General features: G+C 52.1%; 16 protein-coding genes. 7 read left to right on the forward strand and 9 right to left on the reverse strand.

The annotated features are described in order from the left end of the window. Nucleotides 1–6 precede the first annotated feature (6 nt). Nucleotides 7–1,314 (reverse strand): cation:proton antiporter, encoded by a 1,308-nt coding sequence (locus ACJJIT_RS19850; protein ID WP_444899452.1) that lies wholly within the window; start codon nucleotides 1,312–1,314, stop codon nucleotides 7–9. A 441-nt stretch (nucleotides 1,315–1,755) separates the two neighbouring features. Between ACJJIT_RS19850 and ACJJIT_RS19855 the strand changes: the two genes are divergently transcribed. Next, nucleotides 1,756–2,154, forward strand: a complete 399-nt coding sequence (locus ACJJIT_RS19855; protein ID WP_252083931.1) for a DoxX family protein — start codon at nucleotides 1,756–1,758, stop codon at nucleotides 2,152–2,154. Nucleotides 2,155–2,219: 65 nt separating this feature from the next. Continuing rightward, the gene (gstA, locus tag ACJJIT_RS19860) at nucleotides 2,220–2,819 is read left to right on the forward strand and encodes a glutathione transferase GstA (protein WP_444883233.1); all 600 of its coding nucleotides are present in this window, start codon (nucleotides 2,220–2,222) and stop codon (nucleotides 2,817–2,819) included. 124 nt (nucleotides 2,820–2,943) lie between these two features. On the opposite strand, the gene ACJJIT_RS19865 is transcribed toward gstA, so the two are convergent. After that, on the reverse strand, nucleotides 2,944–3,933 hold the full coding sequence (locus ACJJIT_RS19865; protein ID WP_444899453.1) for a helix-turn-helix domain-containing protein: 990 nt from the start codon (nucleotides 3,931–3,933) through the stop codon (nucleotides 2,944–2,946). A gap of 143 nt (nucleotides 3,934–4,076) precedes the next feature. On the opposite strand from ACJJIT_RS19865, the gene ACJJIT_RS19870 reads away from it, so the two are divergent. Together ACJJIT_RS19870 and ACJJIT_RS19875 are read left to right on the forward strand one after the other, a co-directional pair. Then, nucleotides 4,077–4,490, forward strand: coding sequence for a rhodanese-like domain-containing protein (locus ACJJIT_RS19870; protein ID WP_444887604.1), 414 nt, complete (start codon nucleotides 4,077–4,079; stop codon nucleotides 4,488–4,490). A 90-nt stretch (nucleotides 4,491–4,580) separates the two neighbouring features. Then, the gene (locus ACJJIT_RS19875; RefSeq protein ID WP_444887603.1) at nucleotides 4,581–5,030 is read left to right on the forward strand and encodes a GNAT family N-acetyltransferase; all 450 of its coding nucleotides are present in this window, start codon (nucleotides 4,581–4,583) and stop codon (nucleotides 5,028–5,030) included. 57 nt (nucleotides 5,031–5,087) lie between these two features. Here ACJJIT_RS19875 and ACJJIT_RS19880 read toward each other — a convergent pair whose 3' ends face one another. Further along, nucleotides 5,088–6,347, reverse strand: a complete 1,260-nt coding sequence (locus tag ACJJIT_RS19880) for a multidrug effflux MFS transporter (protein WP_444899454.1) — start codon at nucleotides 6,345–6,347, stop codon at nucleotides 5,088–5,090. A gap of 119 nt (nucleotides 6,348–6,466) precedes the next feature. Continuing rightward, nucleotides 6,467–7,321, reverse strand: a complete 855-nt coding sequence (gene hexR / locus ACJJIT_RS19885; protein WP_108735063.1) for a transcriptional regulator HexR — start codon at nucleotides 7,319–7,321, stop codon at nucleotides 6,467–6,469. Nucleotides 7,322–7,460: 139 nt separating this feature from the next. Here hexR and uvrD point away from each other — a divergent pair, with 139 nt between their 5' ends. Continuing rightward, entirely contained in the window at nucleotides 7,461–9,665 is a 2,205-nt protein-coding gene (uvrD, locus tag ACJJIT_RS19890; RefSeq protein ID WP_444899455.1) for a DNA helicase II, read from the forward strand. Nucleotides 9,666–9,804: 139 nt separating this feature from the next. Further along, nucleotides 9,805–10,953, forward strand: a complete 1,149-nt coding sequence (locus ACJJIT_RS19895) for a TRAP transporter substrate-binding protein (protein WP_444887601.1) — start codon at nucleotides 9,805–9,807, stop codon at nucleotides 10,951–10,953. 70 nt (nucleotides 10,954–11,023) lie between these two features. Here ACJJIT_RS19895 and ACJJIT_RS19900 read toward each other — a convergent pair whose 3' ends face one another. The 5 genes from ACJJIT_RS19900 to ACJJIT_RS19920 all read right to left on the reverse strand — a co-directional run bounded on the left by ACJJIT_RS19900 (nucleotide 11,024) and on the right by ACJJIT_RS19920 (nucleotide 18,324). Then, nucleotides 11,024–11,422: an acyl-CoA thioesterase gene (locus ACJJIT_RS19900; RefSeq protein ID WP_152455932.1), complete on the reverse strand. Its 399-nt coding sequence runs from the start codon at nucleotides 11,420–11,422 to the stop codon at nucleotides 11,024–11,026. 171 nt (nucleotides 11,423–11,593) lie between these two features. Next, on the reverse strand, nucleotides 11,594–15,175 hold the full coding sequence (locus tag ACJJIT_RS19905) for an ABC transporter permease/M1 family aminopeptidase (protein WP_444899456.1): 3,582 nt from the start codon (nucleotides 15,173–15,175) through the stop codon (nucleotides 11,594–11,596). A 19-nt stretch (nucleotides 15,176–15,194) separates the two neighbouring features. After that, nucleotides 15,195–16,088, reverse strand: a complete 894-nt coding sequence (locus ACJJIT_RS19910) for an ABC transporter ATP-binding protein (RefSeq protein WP_252083921.1) — start codon at nucleotides 16,086–16,088, stop codon at nucleotides 15,195–15,197. 302 nt (nucleotides 16,089–16,390) lie between these two features. Beyond that, the gene (locus ACJJIT_RS19915) at nucleotides 16,391–17,755 is read right to left on the reverse strand and encodes a TRAP transporter large permease (protein WP_444887598.1); all 1,365 of its coding nucleotides are present in this window, start codon (nucleotides 17,753–17,755) and stop codon (nucleotides 16,391–16,393) included. Continuing rightward, nucleotides 17,752–18,324, reverse strand: a complete 573-nt coding sequence (locus tag ACJJIT_RS19920; RefSeq protein WP_444887597.1) for a TRAP transporter small permease subunit — start codon at nucleotides 18,322–18,324, stop codon at nucleotides 17,752–17,754. Before ACJJIT_RS19920 ends, ACJJIT_RS19915 begins: the two co-directional genes overlap by 4 nt. A 183-nt stretch (nucleotides 18,325–18,507) precedes the next feature. Between ACJJIT_RS19920 and ACJJIT_RS19925 the strand changes: the two genes are divergently transcribed. Beyond that, nucleotides 18,508–19,560 carry a PstS family phosphate ABC transporter substrate-binding protein gene (locus ACJJIT_RS19925; protein WP_252083916.1) on the forward strand — a complete coding sequence of 351 codons (1,053 nt, stop codon included), beginning with the start codon at nucleotides 18,508–18,510 and terminating at the stop codon, nucleotides 19,558–19,560. The last annotated feature ends 39 nt before the right edge of the window (nucleotides 19,561–19,599 follow it).

A 19,599-nucleotide genomic window follows, 5' to 3' on the forward strand; every position in this document is an offset into this window, starting at 1 on the left:
TTATCGCTAGTTAGCAGTGTGTTGCTGATCGCTGGCGGGCGCGCTTTCCGGTTCGGCAAATTCGCGACTGCGGCGTATTAATGGCGCTATGGTAGAGCCCTGCACCACAATAGAAAAGAGCACTACGCCGTAGGTCATAACCACCCATAGGTAGCGCAGGTCCTGCCCCTGAACAAAAGCGCTGCCAGAGGGAATGGACATAGCCAGGGCCAGGGCCAGGCCGCCTTTGAGACCACCCCAGATCAATATCCGGTTGGTGTAAGGGTGGTAGCTGCGGCGCCTTTTCAGGTACAGGAAGGGCACCCCCACAGCCAGGACTCGTGCCATTAGTACGATGACAATTCCCGCCACCATTAGCAGGTAGTCCGCCGGGCGCAGATCGATAGTAATCAGGAACAGGCCCACCAACAGGAACAGCAGTCCGTTGAGGAAATCCTCGGTGATATTCCAGAAGTTATCCAGTTCGTGCTGGCTCACCCTGGAAAAGCCGCGCTCGCGGGTGAAGTTGCCGATAATAATTCCGCTCACTACCATCGCCAGGGCACCGGAGACACCGAGGATATTGGCCAATGAGAATCCGGCAGTTGGAATGACCAGGGTGAGCAACAGCTCCAGGCTGTGGTCGTCGGTGCAGCAGATCAGCCAGTGGAATAGCCCACCGATAATCAGGCCGAGCAGAATTCCCCCAATCGCTTCCAGCACGAATAGCTCTGCCACTGCCGGTACAGTTGGTTGCCCCCCTTCGAAAGCCACCGCGTAAATTACCGCAAATACCACAATACCGAAGCCATCGTTGAACAGGGACTCCCCTTCCACCTGAATGGAAACCTGCTCCGGTGCCTTAAGGTTTTTCATAATGGCCAATACGGCGATGGGGTCGGTGGGGGAGATCAAGGCACCAAATAATAGACAGTAAATGAAGGCTACCGGCATATTGATCAACATGAGGAACCAATACAGCAGGCCGCCCACCGCAAAAGTGGAAATCAAAGTACCAACAATCGCCAGCAAGCCAATTTCCAGTTTTTGATTGCGCAATTCCAACAGGTCGATATGCAAACTGCCGGCGAAGAGCAGGAAGCCCAGCATTCCCTTGAGTAGGATGTCTTCCAGGTTAAGCAACGGTAGCAGTTGGTCGGCCCAGGTGCGCAACTCCACTACCCCCAATTTGCCCAGGCCGGTGACAATGAGCGACAAGGCCAGGGCCCCAGTGGTGATGGCAATTGTGGTTTGTGCACGCAGCACATACTGATTTAGGAAACCGAGAAAGACCGACACCGCGGCAAGAAAACAAAAGGTGTAATAGACTTCCATGCCGTGCGTGGACTCCAGGGATAAGAATTGCGGGGCCTTGCCCACCCCTTAAAAGCGATGCTTCTACGGGCGAAATTATCAGTTGCTGAGCGTGCCGTTAGTGTAGTCGCGCAGGGCCCCGCTCGAGTTTCCCTGACAGGGCTCTGGGCACAGGGGTGTCAGGTATGGATCCGCCGGCTGCGCCCTGGTTGGGGGCGCGCAATTGTAACGGCTCCTCAGTGCGGCACAACCGCATTTTCTATTTATATCCACAACAACTTTTCCGCGCCTGCCGAAACTGTCATTCGTTAATTTCCGCTTCGTCTGACTCTCAATTGCGGTGCAAGTTTCTCTTAGTGGAATACATTGCTGTCGGCATCGCCCCCATTTCGATATGGCTTCCCAACTACACTGGAGGCATCAGGTAGAGCCCAATGTAACAGTTAAAGAAGAGAGAAGGCCGTGGCACATCATCCCCTGTTATGTGATACCTCTAAACTTGTCGGGCGGGTATTAATGTCCCTGCTGTTTATCTTTGCCGGCTGGAATAAGATCGGCGGCTACAAAATGACGGAAGCCTTTATGGTTTCCATGGGAATCCCCGCCCTGTTACTCCCCTTGGTGATTATCGTAGAACTGGTCGGTGGCCTGGCGATATTGCTCGGATTCTTTACCCGCTTTTCCGCAGTGATTCTTTTTCTCTTCTGCCTGGCTAGTGCCTGGATGGTGCATTACTCACCAGGCGATCCCGCAGAGATGACCAGCTTTATGAAGAACATCACCATTGCTGGAGGCTACCTGATTCTCGCCTGCGCGGGTGCTGGGCGCTTCAGCCTAGATCACTGGATTCGCAAAAAATAGCGCCTTGTGAAGCCAGTAGGCGCCTATATTGCCCGATGCCGCACAGTCCACTCAGGAGGGTCACCGTGAAACTCTTTTATGCGCCAGGAGCCTGTTCTCTATCCCCACATATTGTCGCCCTGGAGGCGGGTATTGATCTCGAACTCTGCAAGGTGGATCTAAAGACGCATACCCTGGAAAACGGCGACGACTTTTATAGAGTTAATCCTAAGGGCTATGTACCAGTACTGCAGCTAGAGGGGGGCGAGTTACTCACAGAGGGCGTCGCTATTATGCAGTTTCTCGCCGAGCAAAAGCCCGATGCCGGTTTGGCGCCACCGTTGGGCACTTTGGACCATTACCGCTTGTTGGAGTGGTTGAATTTTATCAGTGCGGAGGTTCATAAATCTTTCTTGCCCCTGTTTTGGAAAGGCACTGAGGAAGAAAAGAAAAAAGCTCGGGAAAGGATTCTACGTCGCATAGACTATATTGAAGAGCAGCTACAGAACGACTATCTGTTGGGGAATTCTCTATCTGTCGTGGATGCGTATCTCTACCTGATAAACCGCTGGCTCAAGGTGCAGGATTTTGATATGACACGGTGGCCCAGGTTACAGGCTTTTCAGGAGCGTATGGCAGCGCGCCCGGCAGTTCAGCAGGCCTTGCAAGAGGAAAATCTCAGTTAGATTGAGGGCCCAAGAGTATATTACCGCCAAATAAACAGTGCACCAGCTCCGCTAGCGTTGGTCGAAGTTGTGGCTGTACTCACTGAAAGCATCTTATCTCGTTCAGGAATAGTCCTCGATTTATTTACTCCCTACACATATCTTCAGCCTTACCTGGACAGGCAAATTGTCGTTGGTACTGACCCGGAGAGATACCGAAAGTTTTACGGAAATGATGGCGAAGGGTTGCACTGCTCTCAAAACCAGAAACTTGTGCTGCATGATCAATGGTCTCACTGCCTGACTCCAGAGCTTTCTGCGCTATACGAAGCCGTTGTTGCGTTAACCATTCTTTAGGGGCCAGCCCCATGGATTGGCGAAATTTTCTATCGAAACTGCGACGAGAGAGATGCGCTTGTTTCGCCAAGTCGCCCACCATGATGGGTTTATCCAGGTTGGCAAGGGCCCAATCCAGGGCGCCCGCGAAATGATCGGGCCGCTTGGGAACTGGGGTCTCTACAAACTGGGCCTGTCCTCCCTGCCGATGAGGAGCCATCACCAGGCGCTTGGCTACAGAATTAGCCAATTCATAACCATGGCTACGCCGTAAATACTCTATTCCCAAATCTATTGCTGCTGAGCTTCCTGCAGAACAGGCCAATTTGTCCTGCCAGACATAAAGTACATCCCCTACATACTCTACTTTGGGGAATCGCTTTTTAAAGGTATTCGCATAGCGCCAATGAGTGGTGGCTTGCCTTCCATCCAGCAAACCAATTTCGGCAGGTAAAAATGCGCCAGAACAAAAAGTCAGAATTTGCCGGCGTTCCGCCGCAAAGGCTTCCACAGCAGCGTATACAGATTGTAGGGAGCAGTCCTTGGTTTGTGGTGTAGTCGGCCAGCTGGGTACGACTAGCAAATCGTAATCCATCAGGCTGCTCACTTGTCTGCACTGTAGGGATACCCCCCCAAGCCCCAGCTGTGCCTTGGCAGTGAAGGAAACAACCTCTCCCTCATAGAACGTATCGGTACAGGGGCGGGGTAAACAGAACAGTTCGGTCGCGCAGCCAAGTTCAAATAAGGCAACCTGGTGATGAACCAGAATCGCTACGCGCTTTGCTTTTCCCTTATCCATCATGCCCTCCCTTGATTTCTCACTTCGATACCCAGATTGGCTCAAATTTAACGCTATATGGCTTTTAAGCCAATCGTTAAATAAATAGCCAGAGAACAGAATATATACACGACAAAGAGTGAGTGTTAACCAAGGAGATAGTTATGAGTTCTGCTGTAAGTCGTATTGCCCCAGCTAGCAGTCAAAAAGCCCTGCAACATTTCCAAGAACTGATGGCCTTTGAGACGGACTGCTGGGATGTTCATCATGCCCTAACCAATGGGCGCCAGGACTTCGTGCTGCTGGATGTTCGTGGTGAAGAAGCCTTTCGTCAGGGGCACATTTTGGGCGCTGAGTCCTTACCTTATCAGCACATCAATAAAGAGCTTGTATCTCGCTATCTAGATTCCACTTTGTTCGTCGTTTACTGCGCAGGGCCCCATTGCAATGCAACAGAGAAGGCTGCTGTCCGGTTGGCAAAATTGGGGCTTCCAGTGAAAAAAATGATTGGTGGTATAACCGGATGGATAGATGAAGGATTCAAACTGGTGGGAGAAAAGGAAACTATCAGCGCCTAAGGTCAAAGTGAGATTTTATCTCTCAAGACCGGAAATAAAGAGGGTGAAGATTGCACCCTCTACCAATCCATCAAATTTGGCAACAAATAAATGCTTATACGTAACGCAAAGCCTAGTGATATTCGTCAATTATTGGAGATGATGCGTGGGCTAGCTAAATTCGAAGGCTACTTAGATAAGTTCAAGGTTACTGAGGAAGAATTAAATAATCGACTATTTAAGCGGGCAGACTTCCAATGTTTAGTGGCCGAAGACAGTGGTGTAGCTATTGGCTACCTGGTTTTTTATGCCCTTCCCTTTACCTACGATTTAACTCCCTGGCTGTGGATTAAAGAACTTTACGTAGTTGGCAACAAAGAATATCGCCGTAAAGGGGTAGGAAGGGCATTGATGGGGTATTTAATAAAAGAGGCCTATGAGCGGGGTAGTGCCAAAATAAAGTGGGAAGTTCTTTCTACTAATGTAGATGCACAAGCTTTTTATCAACAACTAGGTGGAGCTCCGGAACAGAAGTGGCAAATATGGTCCCTGAGTACTTAGCCAATATGGCCGGGCCGAAATACCCCCTTTTCAATAGATGAACACAAAACTGACTCTTCAACGCGGGGTAAAGCGCCTGGTGATTGGTATATCCGAGTCGATGGGTGTGCGTGCCTGAGCGATTACCAGAGTGGAGAACAGGGCCACTACTGCACACCCAAACATGGACGCGGCAATAGGAACCAGGGTGCCGGTGTGCAGGCTGCTGACCAATCCGCCCAGCACACCGCCAGTGATAAAAATTGTGGCGCCATACAGGGCGTTGGCGCTGCCGCTGATTTTGGGAAAAAACTCCAGATAACAGGCGGCGGCATTGGGCCCGGTAATACCGATACAGCTCATTACCAATACCAGCGGTACCATCCACAGAGTCAGTTCTTTAATACCGGTCAAAGTGCCGAGTAATAGCAAACCACAGCCGAGTATCTGCAGGGTGACGCCAGCCAATAAAATATTGCGCGGCTGGAACAGGTTGAGCAGGCGGATATTGACCTGCACCATACAGATCAGCCCCAGAATACAGGCGCCAAAGAACAGCGGGAAGCGGCTCGGACTGACACTGAAGTAGTCCATAAAGACAAAGGGTGCGGTGGTGATATAGATAAACATCGAACCACTGACACAGGCCTGGGCGCCGAGAAAACCGAGGGCGCGGCGGTTGCGTAGCACCTGTCCATAAGTGGAAATCAGTGAAGCTAATGGCATCAACTGGCGCCGCGCGCGGGTAAAGCGCGATACAGTTTCTGGCAACAGTAAGCGCACTAATAGCAGCATGCCAGCGGCGTACAGTAGCAGGAATACAAAAATACTCTGCCAGCCACCCACTGCTAGCAGTAGAGAGCCGATTACTGGAGCGATCAGGGGGGCGATCAGCATGATGGTACTGATCATAGAAATAATTTTGGCGGCTTCACGCCCACTGTGCAGATCGCGCACTATGGCGGCGCAAATCACTGTAGCAAAACCGCCCCCCACGGCCTGGAAAAAGCGCAGGATAATCAGTTGATCGACATGGTCGGCAAACAGGATCAGCAGTGAACTGACGATATAAATGCACAGGCCGATAGTGCCGACCAGTCGCCTGCCCCAACGATCGGAGAGGGGGCCGCCGAAGAGCTGTCCTAGGGCAAAACCCAGTAAAAAGCTGGAGACCGAATACTGCACCCGCTCCACTTCGGTATCGAGCGCACCGGCCATGGCCGGGATAGCCGGCAAGTAACTGTCGATGGAAAATGGCGTCAGGGAGACCAGCGCCGCTAGCCATACCACCAACCAGCGCGGTGCTTTTTGCTCAGCGGATAATGCGGTGGATGTCATGGAATTGCTCTGGAACGGCTAGGGGCACTTGTTGGCGGTGGCAGTAGATCGCCGGATACAGCAGGCATGGTAGAGGGGCCGCGACACATTATCCAGTGCCGCATTCTTGCAAACTTCCCTCAGTGTTTGTCTTCCCGCAATGTGTACAAACCCTGCTTCAGCTTCAGTAGGTGCTCTTGCAGCTGGGGGCCTTTGCGCTGGGCAACGCCGATGGCGAGCACATCGATCACCACCAGATGGGCGATGCGTGAGGACAGTGGTGTATAGATCTCAATATCCTCCTCCACATCCACTTCTAGCGGGATACTGGCCTGCTGCGCCACCGGCGAACCGCTGGGTGCCAGGCCAACCACCAGAGCGCCCTGCTCCTTTGCCATGCTCATCGAGCGCAGTAGTGCCTTGGTGCGGCCACTCTGGGAGATAGCCACGACTACATCGCCCGGCTGCATAGACATGGCTGACATATTCTGGATGTGGTGGTCCGAGTGGGCGGCGGTGGCCAATTGCAGGCGGAAGAACTTGTGCTGGGCATCGGCGGCGACAGCACCAGAGGCGCCAAAGCCGAAGAATTCCACTCGCTTGGAAGCGGCCATCGCAGTGACAGCGGCCTCAAGGGCGCGGTCGTCAATTCTATCGCGCACTTTTAGCAGAGTATCTACTGTTGAGTCGAACACCTTGCGTTTGTACTCGGCAATGGTGTCGGTCTCGGTCACCGCGATTTGGCCGAAGCTGGGGCTGGAAGCCAGTTGTTGCGCCAGGTTCAACTTGAACTCCTGGAAGCCGGAACAGCCCACGGCGCGACAAAAGCGCACCACGGTCGGCTCGCTCACCTGGGCCTCTGTGGCCAGGTCGACGATGCGCATATGAATAATTTCATCGGGATTGGCGAGAATATACTCCGCCACCTTGCGCTCAGATTTGCGCATGGATGACAGTTGCTCACTGATTCGTTGCGTTACTTCCGCCGGTTTCACAGGACTTCCTTCTCTATGCCAGTTGGCGCAGTTTAGCCGCTGCGCCCCCGGCTGGCGAGAGGCTTTGCATTGTCAGCCGGGGTAAAATCCTGTTTATTTACACAGGTCTTATGCAGCAGCTCTGGTACAATCTTCGCCCATGGACGTATCTCAGATTTTAGACCCCCTCAACGACGCCCAGCGCGAAGCGGTAGCTGCCGCGCCCGGCAATCAATTGGTTCTGGCCGGTGCCGGCTCGGGCAAGACCCGGGTGCTGGTGCACCGCATCGCCTGGCTGATGCAGGTGGAGGGCGCCTCGCCCTACTCCATTATGGCGGTGACTTTTACCAACAAGGCGGCCCGCGAGATGCGCGCTCGTATCGAAGAGCTGCTGGGGGTGAATACCTTTGGCATGTGGGTGGGCACCTTCCACGGCCTGGCTCACCGCCTGCTCAAAGCCCACTGGCAAGAAGCCAAGTTGCCGCAGAACTTCCAGATTCTGGATTCCGACGACCAGCTGCGCCTGATCAAGCGGGTACAGGCAGATCTGGGGCTGGACGATAAAAAGTGGCCGCCGCGGGAAACCCAGTGGTGGATTGGCGCGCAGAAAGATGAAGGCCTGCGCCCGCAATATATCAATGCCGGCGCCGATCCTTGGTTGCAGACCATGGTGCGCATCTACTTCGCCTATGAAGAGGCCTGTCAGCGCGGTGGGCTGGTAGATTTTGGCGAGTTGCTGCTGCGCGCCCACGAACTTTGGCTGAATAACGACAGTATTCTGGCCCACTACCGCCGGCGTTTCCCCCATATCCTGGTGGATGAGTTCCAGGATACCAACACGATTCAATACGCCTGGCTGCGCCTGCTCGCTGGGGAGCGGTGCCATATCACCGCTGTGGGTGACGATGACCAGTCCATTTACGGTTGGCGCGGCGCCAAGATCGAGAATATCCAGCACTTTTCTACAGATCTGCGTGAAGTGCAGACGGTGCGCCTGGAACAGAATTATCGCTCCACTTCCACTATTCTGAACGCCGCCAATGCGGTGATCGCTAATAACAGCGGTCGCCTAGGCAAGGAGTTGTGGACCAAGGGTGAAGAAGGCGAGCCTATCGCCGTCTACGCCGCCTACAACGAGCAGGATGAGTCGCGCTTTATCGTCGAGCGTATCAATGACTGGGTGCGCGATGGCAATCGCCGCGACAGCATTGCCATCCTCTACCGCTCCAACGCCCAATCCCGGGTGCTTGAAGAGGGGCTACTGCGCGAACAGGTGCCCTACCGTATCTACGGTGGCCAGCGCTTCTACGATCGCCTGGAAATCAAAAATGCCCTGTCCTACCTGCGCCTGATCAGCAATCGCAATGATGACACCGCCTTTGAGCGGGTGGTAAATACCCCCACTCGTGGCATTGGTGCGCGCACGGTGGAGATGGTGCGCTCCTATGCCCGCGAGCAGGGCTGCTCCCTGTGGCAGGCGGCCAAGCTGATGTTGCAACAGCGGGTTCTGGCTGCGCGCGCCGGCAACGCCCTGCAGAGCTTTCTGGATCTGATCAACCAGCTGGCTGCAAATGCGGAAGAGAAAGAGCTGGATGCCATTGCTGAGGATGTGATTGAGACTAGCGGCCTGCTGGAATTCCACGGCAAAGAAAAAGGTGAGAAGGGCCAGACACGAGTGGAGAACTTGCAGGAATTGGTCACTGCTTGTCGCTCTTTTGCCGGTGTGGACCTGCCCGAGGGCGAGGAAGATGAGGAGGAAATCCCTCTTATTAACCAGTTCCTCGACAGCGCCGCCCTCGATGCCGGTGAAGGTCAGGCGGATGAGTTTGAAGATGCCGTCCAGCTGATGACCCTACACTCCGCCAAGGGCCTGGAATTTCCTTTGGTGTTTATGGCGGGCGTGGAGGAAAACCTATTCCCCCACAAGATGTCTGCACAGGAGCCCGGCCGCATGGAGGAAGAGCGACGTCTCTGCTACGTGGGTATCACCCGCGCCATGCGTAAGCTGTATATTACCTACGCGGAAAACCGGCGCCTGTTTGGCAGCGAGACCTACAACAGTCCGTCTCGCTTTATCGGTGAGATTCCGCCAAATTTGGTGCACGAAGTGCGCTTGAAGACCGAAATTTCCCGTCCCCTCTACCAGGCGGATTATGGCAAGGTGGGCCAGTTTTCCGACCCGGCGCCAGATTTCGATGATTTACCACCATTGGCACTGGGTGGCCGGGTTGAGCATGTCAGGTTCGGCGAGGGCACCGTAGTGCAGTTCGAAGGCAATGGCCCCCGTGCACGTGTACAGGTCAATTTCGATGATGTTGGCAGTAAATGGCTGGTAGTGGCTATGGCTAAGCTTCAGCCTTTATAGATTGTTTGCTTTGGTAAAAACCAAGTCAGATTAGAAATTTTTTCTACACTGATTTCGGTTTTTCCCAAATTCCCGACCATTTAAAAAAGATCATTTATCGATGATCAGCGCCTTACAAGAAAAAAGATAATTAAAAGCGATGAAAAAAGTTAACTGGTATCCCGCTATTATTTTGGGCCTACTGGCCCTACTCGTTGTTACCTTTGCTGCACTGGTCACTTCCCGCGCAGCACAGGGCCCTGCACAACACTTTTCCGATAATGACAACAAAGAATTGTTCGAGTGGAAGCTTGTCACCACTTGGCCAAAAAATTTCCCCGGCCTTGGCCAGGCCCCAGAGCGCTTTGCAAAAAACGTTGAGTTGATGTCCTCCGGCCGCCTCAAAATTAAAGTTTATGGTGCAGGTGAGCTGGTACCCGCTCTAGGTATTTTTGGTGCGGTATCTGAGGGCGCTGCACAGATGGGACATGGTGCGGCCTATTATTGGAAAGGCAAGATTCCAGCGGCCCAGTTTTTTACCGCGGTACCTTTTGGTTTAAACGCCCAGGAAATGAATGGCTGGCTGCACCACGGTGGTGGTTTGGAACTCTGGAAAGAGATTTATGAACCGTTCAACCTGATCCCCCTAGCGGGTGGCTCTACTGGGGTACAGATGGCCGGCTGGTTTAACAAACCAATTAACTCTGTTAAGGATTTGCAGGGCTTAAAAATGCGAATTCCCGGTCTGGGCGGTGAAGTATTAAACCGGGCCGGTGGTACCGCTGTGACTATTCCCGGTGGTGAACTCTATACCGCGCTGCAGACTGGTGTTATTGATGCGACCGAGTGGGTTGGACCTTATAACGATCTCGCTTTCGGTTTCCATCAGGTTGCCGAGTACTACTACTATCCCGGCTGGCATGAACCCGGCTCAATGATGGAATTTATCGTCAATAAAAAAGCCTTTGAGAAATTGCCCAAAGACCTACAGGCCATTGTGCGCGTGGCTGCCCGCGAAGCAAACCAGGATATGTTGGATGAGTACACCGCACGTAATAATCGCGCCCTGCGTGAGTTGGTGGAAACACACGGAGTCAAAGTTAAGCGTTTACCAGACGATGTACTTGCCCATTTAAAGCAGATCAATACTCAGCTGATGCAAGAGACCGCAAATAAGGACCCAGAATTTGCGCGTATCTATAAAGCCTTTAAGGATTTTGAGCGGGATGTGCGGCCCTATCACCAGATAAGTGAAGAGGCTTATTACCAGGCGCGTGAACTTGATGGGGAAAGCAAGAAACAGGAATAAAAGGCAAAATTAATATCATAGAAGGGAAACTGGTTTAAGGCAGTTTCCCGAAATAGTTTTGCAAGTCGTTTCAGGGCAGCGGTCTGGTATGCCCTCTATCGTCGATAGCGACAAAAACAAACTCACCCTCGGTGACCTTTACCTGCTCACCAGAGTCCACCCGTGTCAGCCATACCTCAACCATTGTCCTAATAGAGGAACGCCCTACCTCTATAGCTTCGGCATAGCAGCTGACCGTAGAGCCAACCGGAACCGGGCGTAAGAACACCATACTGCCGACCGCTACGGTAGTTACCCTGCCGCGCGCAATGCTTTGGGCCAAGATTGCTCCAGCCAGGTCCATTTGCGACATCAGCCAACCAGCGAATACATCCCCCTGGGGGTTGGTATCACGGGGCATAGCCAGGGTTTGCAGGGTAAGCGTGCCTGTTGGTTGCGGGTTTTCATCAAGGGCTGAAAGTGCGGACATCGACTACTCACAGATTGTTAGAGTTATTGGTTTCCACCTGAGGGAAGGTGGCGCATTCTAGCACAAATTGAGTAGTATTTGACCAGTACTTGTCTGAGTTTTTCCAACGAAAACGAGGGAAGTTTTTCCCAGCCACCCCCCTAGGTGGCCGGGAAATTAGTGACAAGAGCCCTAAAGTGTCTCTATTGCTAACAGATTGTCGTCCGGGTTTTTGTCGATCATCTTGATATAGGGATCAAAGCCAGCAATGCTCGGTTTGCCCTTCACCTCAAACTCCAGCAGGGTGGTCTCTTCACTGATCTCCTGTTTGGCCAAGTAGAGCACATTGTCTGAACTGGTATTCTTGTCGGGATCTTCTGCAAAAATGGCAACATCTATCCAGTTATTGATGGGAATTTCTTGTTCCTGTCCATCCCCTTCGGCTTCATATTTGTGCGCTTCCAGCTCCAGTAATACGCGATAATTGCCGTTCTCCAACAACTCATAGGTGGCATTTGCGACTTTGAGATCAAAGAGGACTACTCGCTCCAGCATATCGGTGATTAGCTCTTGCTGGGGTGGTTTGGCGTGGGCTCGGAGTCTTGCCACTAAATCCATGCTGGTGGGATAGGGATCACTGGAGAAGCCTTTTTCTTTTAACAGGGAAGCCAAAGCCGCATTGACGGCATCTTCACCCATCGCATCCTTAAGGGCATACATCGCTAGCGAGCCCTTGTCGTAATGGATATAGGTCTGGTTCTCGTTGCGAGATAAAGGTAACTCCTCAAGCAACTCGGTACCCCGAGCGCTCAGGTAGCCATCTAGCTCATATTTGAGGAAACGACGCATTTTTTCATGGCCGTATTCCCGCTCCATCACCATTAGTGCTGAGTACTGCGCCAGGGTTTCAGACAGTAGAGTCGCTCCCTGTACATTGGCGCCAATCAATTGATGCGCCCACCACTGGTGCGCCACCTCGTGGGCGGTTACATAGAAGACGTAATCAATCTCATCCGGGTCCCGCAGATCGGCGACAAAACCGATAGATTCAGAGAAAGGTACGGTGTTGGGGAATGCCTGGGCAAAGGATTCATAGCCCGGGAACTCGACGATACGCAGTTGGCGATACTGATAAGGGCTGAATGCCTTACTGAAATACTCCAGGGACTTTTTCACCCCCTCAACCATACGATCTATGTTGTAGTCGTGGGGCTTGTGGTGGTAGACCTCAATGGCAACGTCCTGCCACTTATCTTTGACCACTGTGTAGTCCGCTGAAAGGTAGGAAAAAAAGTTGTGAATGGGCGCGTCCATCTTGTAATGAAAATAATGGCGCTCTCCCTCCTGCCAGTCTTTTTTTAGGTAGCCGGGGGCCAGTGCTATCTGTCCCAAGGAAGTACTGACGGTGGTTTCAAAGTTGATCCAGTCGGAGTCGCTGCGAAGATAGGATTTTCGGTAGTGCTCTTTGTCCTCCAGTTTGGGCATGCGCTGCGGCGGCGGTAGATCGTGCTTTTTACGCAGGTGACGATCAGTCAACTCAAAATTGCTGTTGTAACCGATAAAGGGCAGCGCTTCGTAGTTATTAAAGAAGGTACCGTTCTGCACCAAGGTGGTGGAGGAGCCGGAGTTCATAAAGCCGCGATTGATCCTGCTCAGATCAAACTCCAGCGTGAGGGACTGGCCGGGTTCAAGTGGGCGATCCAGCTCGAAGAAATAGTGTCCGAACTGCTCGTCCTTTTCGCGTAACTTGGCCTGATTTAGGGATAACTGGTTAACTGTAAGGCCGCGATCCAGCCCTATAACTACCTCATCAATCGACTCCACACGCTTGTTAACCAGGAAATAGCGGCCGCGCACTTCATAGCGGCGTTCATTGGGGAAGATATCCACATCCACTTTGACATCGGTGATATGTGGTGCGAGTTTATCCTCCAGGGCCTTGTATTTCTTCTCATAGTCTGCAGCCAGTCGCTCACGATCCTTGCTGGTTTCGTAGTGATTGAGAATATTGGTGTTGTAGAAAATAAAGACGCCCGTGCCGATAAACAGTAGCAGGGTTGTGGAGGCAGTTAATCGACTGGAAAGCCCCAATTGGAAGCGCAGGGCTTTGACCCGGCTAGTTAGAGGAGCCAGGGTTCCGCGCTGCCAGAGCCCGTAACTCAAGATGGCCAGTATCAGGCTGAAGCTGATCCAATATAACGCAAACCAAGCCCGACCCTGATCAAAGTGACCATAACCATTCATGTCCGAGTAAGGTGCGGCGTTCCAGTCTGCAAATTGATAGAGGTTGTGTTCGAACCCAAGGCCATCAAGGACACTGGAGCTAATTAAGTAGCCCACCATCAGCAGCATGCCGAGGAATTTATTGCGGGTTATCACCTGGGCAAAGATTGATAGGACTGCCATCAAGTAAAACGGCAGCGCAAACTGATACCAGAGTCCGTAAAAATACAGTCCAGGCTCAAGAGTTGTATATCCCTTGCCCAGCTGTACAGCCACAGTGGTAAGCATGCAGGCTATCAGGATACCGGCCAGAACTACCAGCATTGCAATAAACTTGCTCGCTACGAAAATCCAGCTGGGTGTGGGCACGGCATCCATAATTTCATGGCAACCGGCCTGGCGTTCTCGCCACACCAATTCAGCCCCATAGTAGATCAGAATAATCAACATGATGAGGCTAAAAGCACCTTCTATCAGACTGACCATAGAACGAGTCACCGGGTATACCGAGGTGCCAAATACTGCCTCCAGGCTCAGGGATGCGCCCAAGACATTCAGAACACCTAGTGCCAGGATTACCCAAAAAGCTAGGCTTTTTACTACTGCTTTTACTTCAAAACCGCAGCGTATACGGAATTGTTGCCAAACCGTGGCTGCCCCAAAGTTTGGAGTAATTCGCGGTAGGGGCTTGATGTACCTAGGTATCTCACTATCTGCAGCTTCTGTGGTGCGGCGGCGCGACCAGAGAGGTTTACGTTCGACAAATGAAAAGCATTTATAGCCTAAGCCGATAAATAATAAGCTGGCGCCCAGCCATAGTAAGCGGTTGATTAGAAAGTTTCCCTCTAGTGCGATCATAGAGGTATTGCGATCGAAAGCGGTCCAGTAGCGAGTTGTCTCCTGGAAGGCGGCGATACCAAAGGGGTCAGCCAGTGCGGCAGCACTTCGATAGGCGGGTTCATCCATGATTCCCTGGCTGGTGAAATAGAGTATCAGGAAGGCGATCAACCCCAGGTAAGTGGCCATCATGCTGCGAGTTATGGCTGCCAGGCTAAAAAACATGGCGCTGCAAAACAGCATGGTGGGAAAGATAAGTATGAATAAGGTTTGCAGGTAGTGGGATATTTGAGTGGGGCCCAAGCGCTCTGGGTCTAGCCAAGGCATCCATGAACCGAACAGCATACCCAGCGCCGTAGATGAGAAAGCCAGGAAGGCTACGGCGAATGATCCTGTGAAGCGCCCCAATAAATAATCACGCTTACTGATAGGGGTACTGAAGACAATACCTTCCATTTTCATATCGCGATCACGCAGCACCGGATTGGCTGCGAAGGCGGCAGTGATAAAAATACTGAAAACGCACATTACTAACAGGGTTAGCATAATCGCGTAGGGAGAGTTGATCAGGGTGCTACCGCCACCGCCGCCGATCTGTATATTGTCGACGGTCATAGCACCAAAAGTCAGTAGAAAAAATACCAGGCTGGTCACATAAAACAGTGGCTGGCGCAACTGGTAGTGAAATTCAAACTTAGCAACCGATAAAAACATTTCGAAATCCCCCCCCATCTCAAGCGGCGCTAGCCACTTGAGCTTTTTTATTGCTAAACAGGGTGGAGAAGTAGACATCTTCAAGGTCCGGTTGCAGCTGCTCAAAGCCTACTGCCGGTTGGGTATCTGCCAGCGCATGCACAACATGGCGCCCGGCTAATAAACGAGTGGAAATCACATCAAAATTATTGTGGCATTCTTCCAGCTCAGATTTATCGACGGTGCGCCGCCATACACGTCCTTGCAATTTAGAGATAAGTTCTTCGGGTTTACCTTGGGCCACAATTTGACCTGCGGCCAGGATCGCCATATTGGGGCACAGATCGGCAACATCTTCGACAATATGGGTGGAAAGAATTACCACTACGTTCTCGCCAATTTCGCTAAGCAGGTTGTGAAAGCGATTGCGCTCCTGAGGGTCGAGACCAGCGGTAGGCTCGTCGACAATAATCAGGCGTGGGTCACCGATCAGGGCTTGGGCAATACCAAAGCGCTGGCGCATACCCCCAGAGTAACCGCTTAGGTTTTTTTTGCGATCCTTAAATAAATTTGTCTGGTGCAGTAATTCAGCCACCATTTCGCGACGCTCTTTGCGATTACTAATACCTTTTAGAACTGCCATATGATCGAGCATATCTTCAGCACTGATTCTCGGATAAACCCCGAAATCCTGTGGTAGATAACCCAAGGTGCTGCGAATTTTCTGAGGGTTACTGGCCACATCGATACCATCAAAAGTGATGGAGCCGCTGTCTGCAAATTGCAGCGTGGCGATAGTACGCATTAAAGAAGACTTGCCGGCACCATTGGGGCCGAGCAATCCGAACATACCCTTGGGAATATCCAAGTTGACGTTTTTAAGCGCATGCACGCCGTTATCGTAGGTCTTGGAAAGGCTGGTAATATTTAGCATTTTTTAAATCCTTTTTAATTTTTTATTCGTGCTTGGATATCGATAGCAGTGTTTAATTCCTTTTGATGGATCTATTTTTAAGGAGAGATATCCACAGAGGTTTATTGAAGGTCTGGCGAGCAAATTAAAAAATTTAATGCCAATTTAGCAGGTGCTGGTGACTTGCCGTAGGGAATCAAGATGTGCCGATGAATTTAAGGGGCGAAGGGTTTATTAAGTTTCAATGTTAGTACGATCGTTTTGGGCTGGATCCAATCGGTAGCGATACAAGGTCTTATCACTACCGATCGTTGTCTTTTGGGTTAATTCTGAACCACCCCCGGCAACCAAGTCACCAGAGCAGGCCAGAGTGCTAGGAGGCACAAAATCAACAGCTGAATAGCGATAAATGGCATAACGCCGCGATAGATAGCGGAAGTGGCCACTGAACTTGGCGCAACGCCGCGAAGATAAAACAATGCAAATCCAAAGGGTGGAGTAAGGAAGGAAGTCTGCAAGTTGATTGCAATCATGATGCCCAGCCAAATCGGGTCCACACCCATCGCCAACAACACCGGCCCAACAATGGGCACCACCACAAAGGTGATCTCAATAAAGTCGAGAATGAAACCGAGCAAGAAGATCACCAGCATGACCAGCAAGGTCGCACCAATAACACCCCCAGGCAGACTGTGGAAAATACTGGTGACAAGTTCTTCACCGCCATATCCACGGAAGACCAGTGAGAACAATGAAGCACCAATAAGAATGGCAAACACCATCGCGCTTACCTGTAGAGTGCTGCGACCCACCTCCCCCGCTTGCGCCCAATGCAGAGCACCGCGACTGTAAGCCAGTAATCCCGCCCCCAGAGCACCTACGGCGGCGGCTTCTGTAGGCGTTGCGGCACCGGTAATAATTGACCCCAGCACTAATAGCATCAAAGCGATAGGAGGAAAAAGGCTACTCAGTAGCGGCCAAACTTCCAGAGGTTGCTGCTGCGCGGTCTTGGCCTTACTCGGAGAACGGCGCGCCACAAACAATAGATAAACAATGTAGGCTGCTACCAGCAATAGGCCGGGAATAATGGCACCGATAAAAAGGTCACCAACGCTGACCGGCTTGGGGTTAAAAATACCTGCGGATAGTTGTGCCTGCTGGTAGGCGTTGGAGAGAGTATCCCCAAGCAGCACCAGAGCAATAGAGGGGGGAATAATCTGCCCGAGGGTGCCGGTGGCGCAGATGGTGCCGGTGGCGAGCTTTGGGGAGTAGCCCTGCTTCAACATAGAGGGCAGGGACATTAATCCCATAGTCACCACGGTGGCGCCCACAATACCGGTACTAGCGGCCAGAAGTGCGCCGACGACCACTACAGAAATGGCCATACCCGCCGGCGCGCCCATAAATACTTTGGTCAGATTGACCAACAAGTCTTCGGCGATTTTTGCTCTCTCGAGAATGACTCCCATCAAGACAAAGAGCGGCACGGCAACCAGGGTGCCGTTTTGCATAATGCCGTAGAGGCGGTCGGGGAAGGCACGCAGTAGCTCGGCATCGAAAGCGCCATACACGATACCCAACCCGGCGGTGATTAGGGCCGTACCGGCGAGCGTGAAAGCTACCGGGTAACCGAACATCAGTAGCCCGCAAACGGCGGCAAACATCAATAGAGGTATCAGCTCGATCATGCCTCTGCCTCCTCCACCTGCTTGAGCAATCGTGGTTTCGCTACAGATTCGCTTACCGGGCTTGAAACCTCCATAAGCTGTAGCAGAGCACGAATAAACTGGGCGGTGCCGGCGAGACCGAGGGTTACTGCCGCGAGGGGAATCAGACTTTTCAGCAGGAAAACACCGGGAAGGCCGCCGGCATTGGCGCTCTCCTCAAGCACTGACCAACTATTCAGAGCAAACTGCCAGCTGCTCAGCAACATAAAAGTGCAGACTGGCAAAAGAAATAGCAGAAAACCCACAGCATTAACCCAAGCCTTACCCCTGGGACCCATTCGCCGATAGAAGACATCGACACGCACGTGGGCGTCAGTTTGCAGCGCATAGGCCAGGCCCAACATAAAGGCGGCACCGTGCAGATAGATTACGGACTCCTGTAGCGCTATGGAGCCACTGTCGAACAGGTGGCGCAGAGCCACAACGCAGGACTGTATTAAGACCATGGCCCAGGTAAACCAGGCGAGCAGGTGGCCGGTGCGACTGGATAGACTCTCCAGTGCACGCGCTCCACGCATCAGAAATAGCATGGGGGCTTCTCTCTTTACATCTTATTGTTATCTCGTTTGTATGCAGGTTACCGCTTTGCCTGCCCGGGCACCAGCGGGGTAAATTTCCGGCTGTAACTTTTTTGTCATGTTTTATTCATAGAATCGTCATCCGTTGTTCCTAGCATCGCCGCGTGAAATAAAAAACACTCATCGGAGTTACACATGAACAAGCAAATTTTGGCTACTTCCCTGGCGGCATTGACCCTTGCCACCTCTCAGGTAGCCCTGGCGGCTCGCGACTACATCAGTGTTGTGGGTTCTTCCACTGTTTACCCTTTTACCACCACTGTGGCGGAGCGTTTCAGCCGTGCTACCCAGTTCAAGACTCCGGTAGTTGAATCCACAGGTACTGGCGGCGGCATGAAGCTGTTCTGTCAAGGCGTTGGTGAAAGCACTGCAGACATCACTGGTGCTTCCCGTCGCATTAAGCAGTCCGAGCTGGAGATGTGTAACGGCAACGGCGTTGATGTTGTGGAAGTACAGATTGGCTACGACGGCATCGTGCTGGCCAATGCGAAGAAAGCAACTCCTTTCAAGCTTTCCCGCAAAGATATTTTCCTGGCCCTGGCAAAAGAAGTACCGAACCCGGATGGTTCCGAAACGCTGGTAGCCAACCCTTACAAGACCTGGAAAGACGTAAACCCTGCGTTGCCCAATACCAAAATTGAAGTTTTGGGGCCGCCCCCCACTTCCGGTACCCGCGATGCCTTCGCGGAGCTGGCAATGGAAGGTGGTTGTAAGAAATTTGGCTGGATTAAGGCCATGAAGAAAAAAGACAAGAGCGCTTACAAGGCGATCTGTCACAACGTACGCGAAGACGGCGCTTATGTTGAAGCCGGTGAGAACGATAACCTGATCGTCAACAAGTTGGTTGCCAATCCGAATGCCCTGGGCATCTTTGGTTTCAGCTTCCTCGACCAGAATGCCGATAAAGTACAAGGCTCTTTGATCGAAGGACAGGCTCCGACTTTCGACTCTATCGCCGATCAGAGATATCCAGTTTCCCGCCCGCTGTTTATTTACGTGAAGAAGGCACATGCCGACGTAGTGCCAGGTATCAAGCAATTCCTGGCGGAGTTCACTAATGAGCGCGCTTGGGGTGATGAAGGTTACCTGACTGACAAAGGTATGATCCCTTTGCCCCAAGAGAAACGCCAGAAAATTGCTACCGACGTTCGCAAGCTGAATGCCCTGAGCAATCTTGCTGCGAAGTAAATTTATCCTGGAGTAGTACAGTCAAAGGGAATTGACGGC

It is taken from the genome of Microbulbifer mixtoriginis (SeqCode), assembly GCF_052467515.1.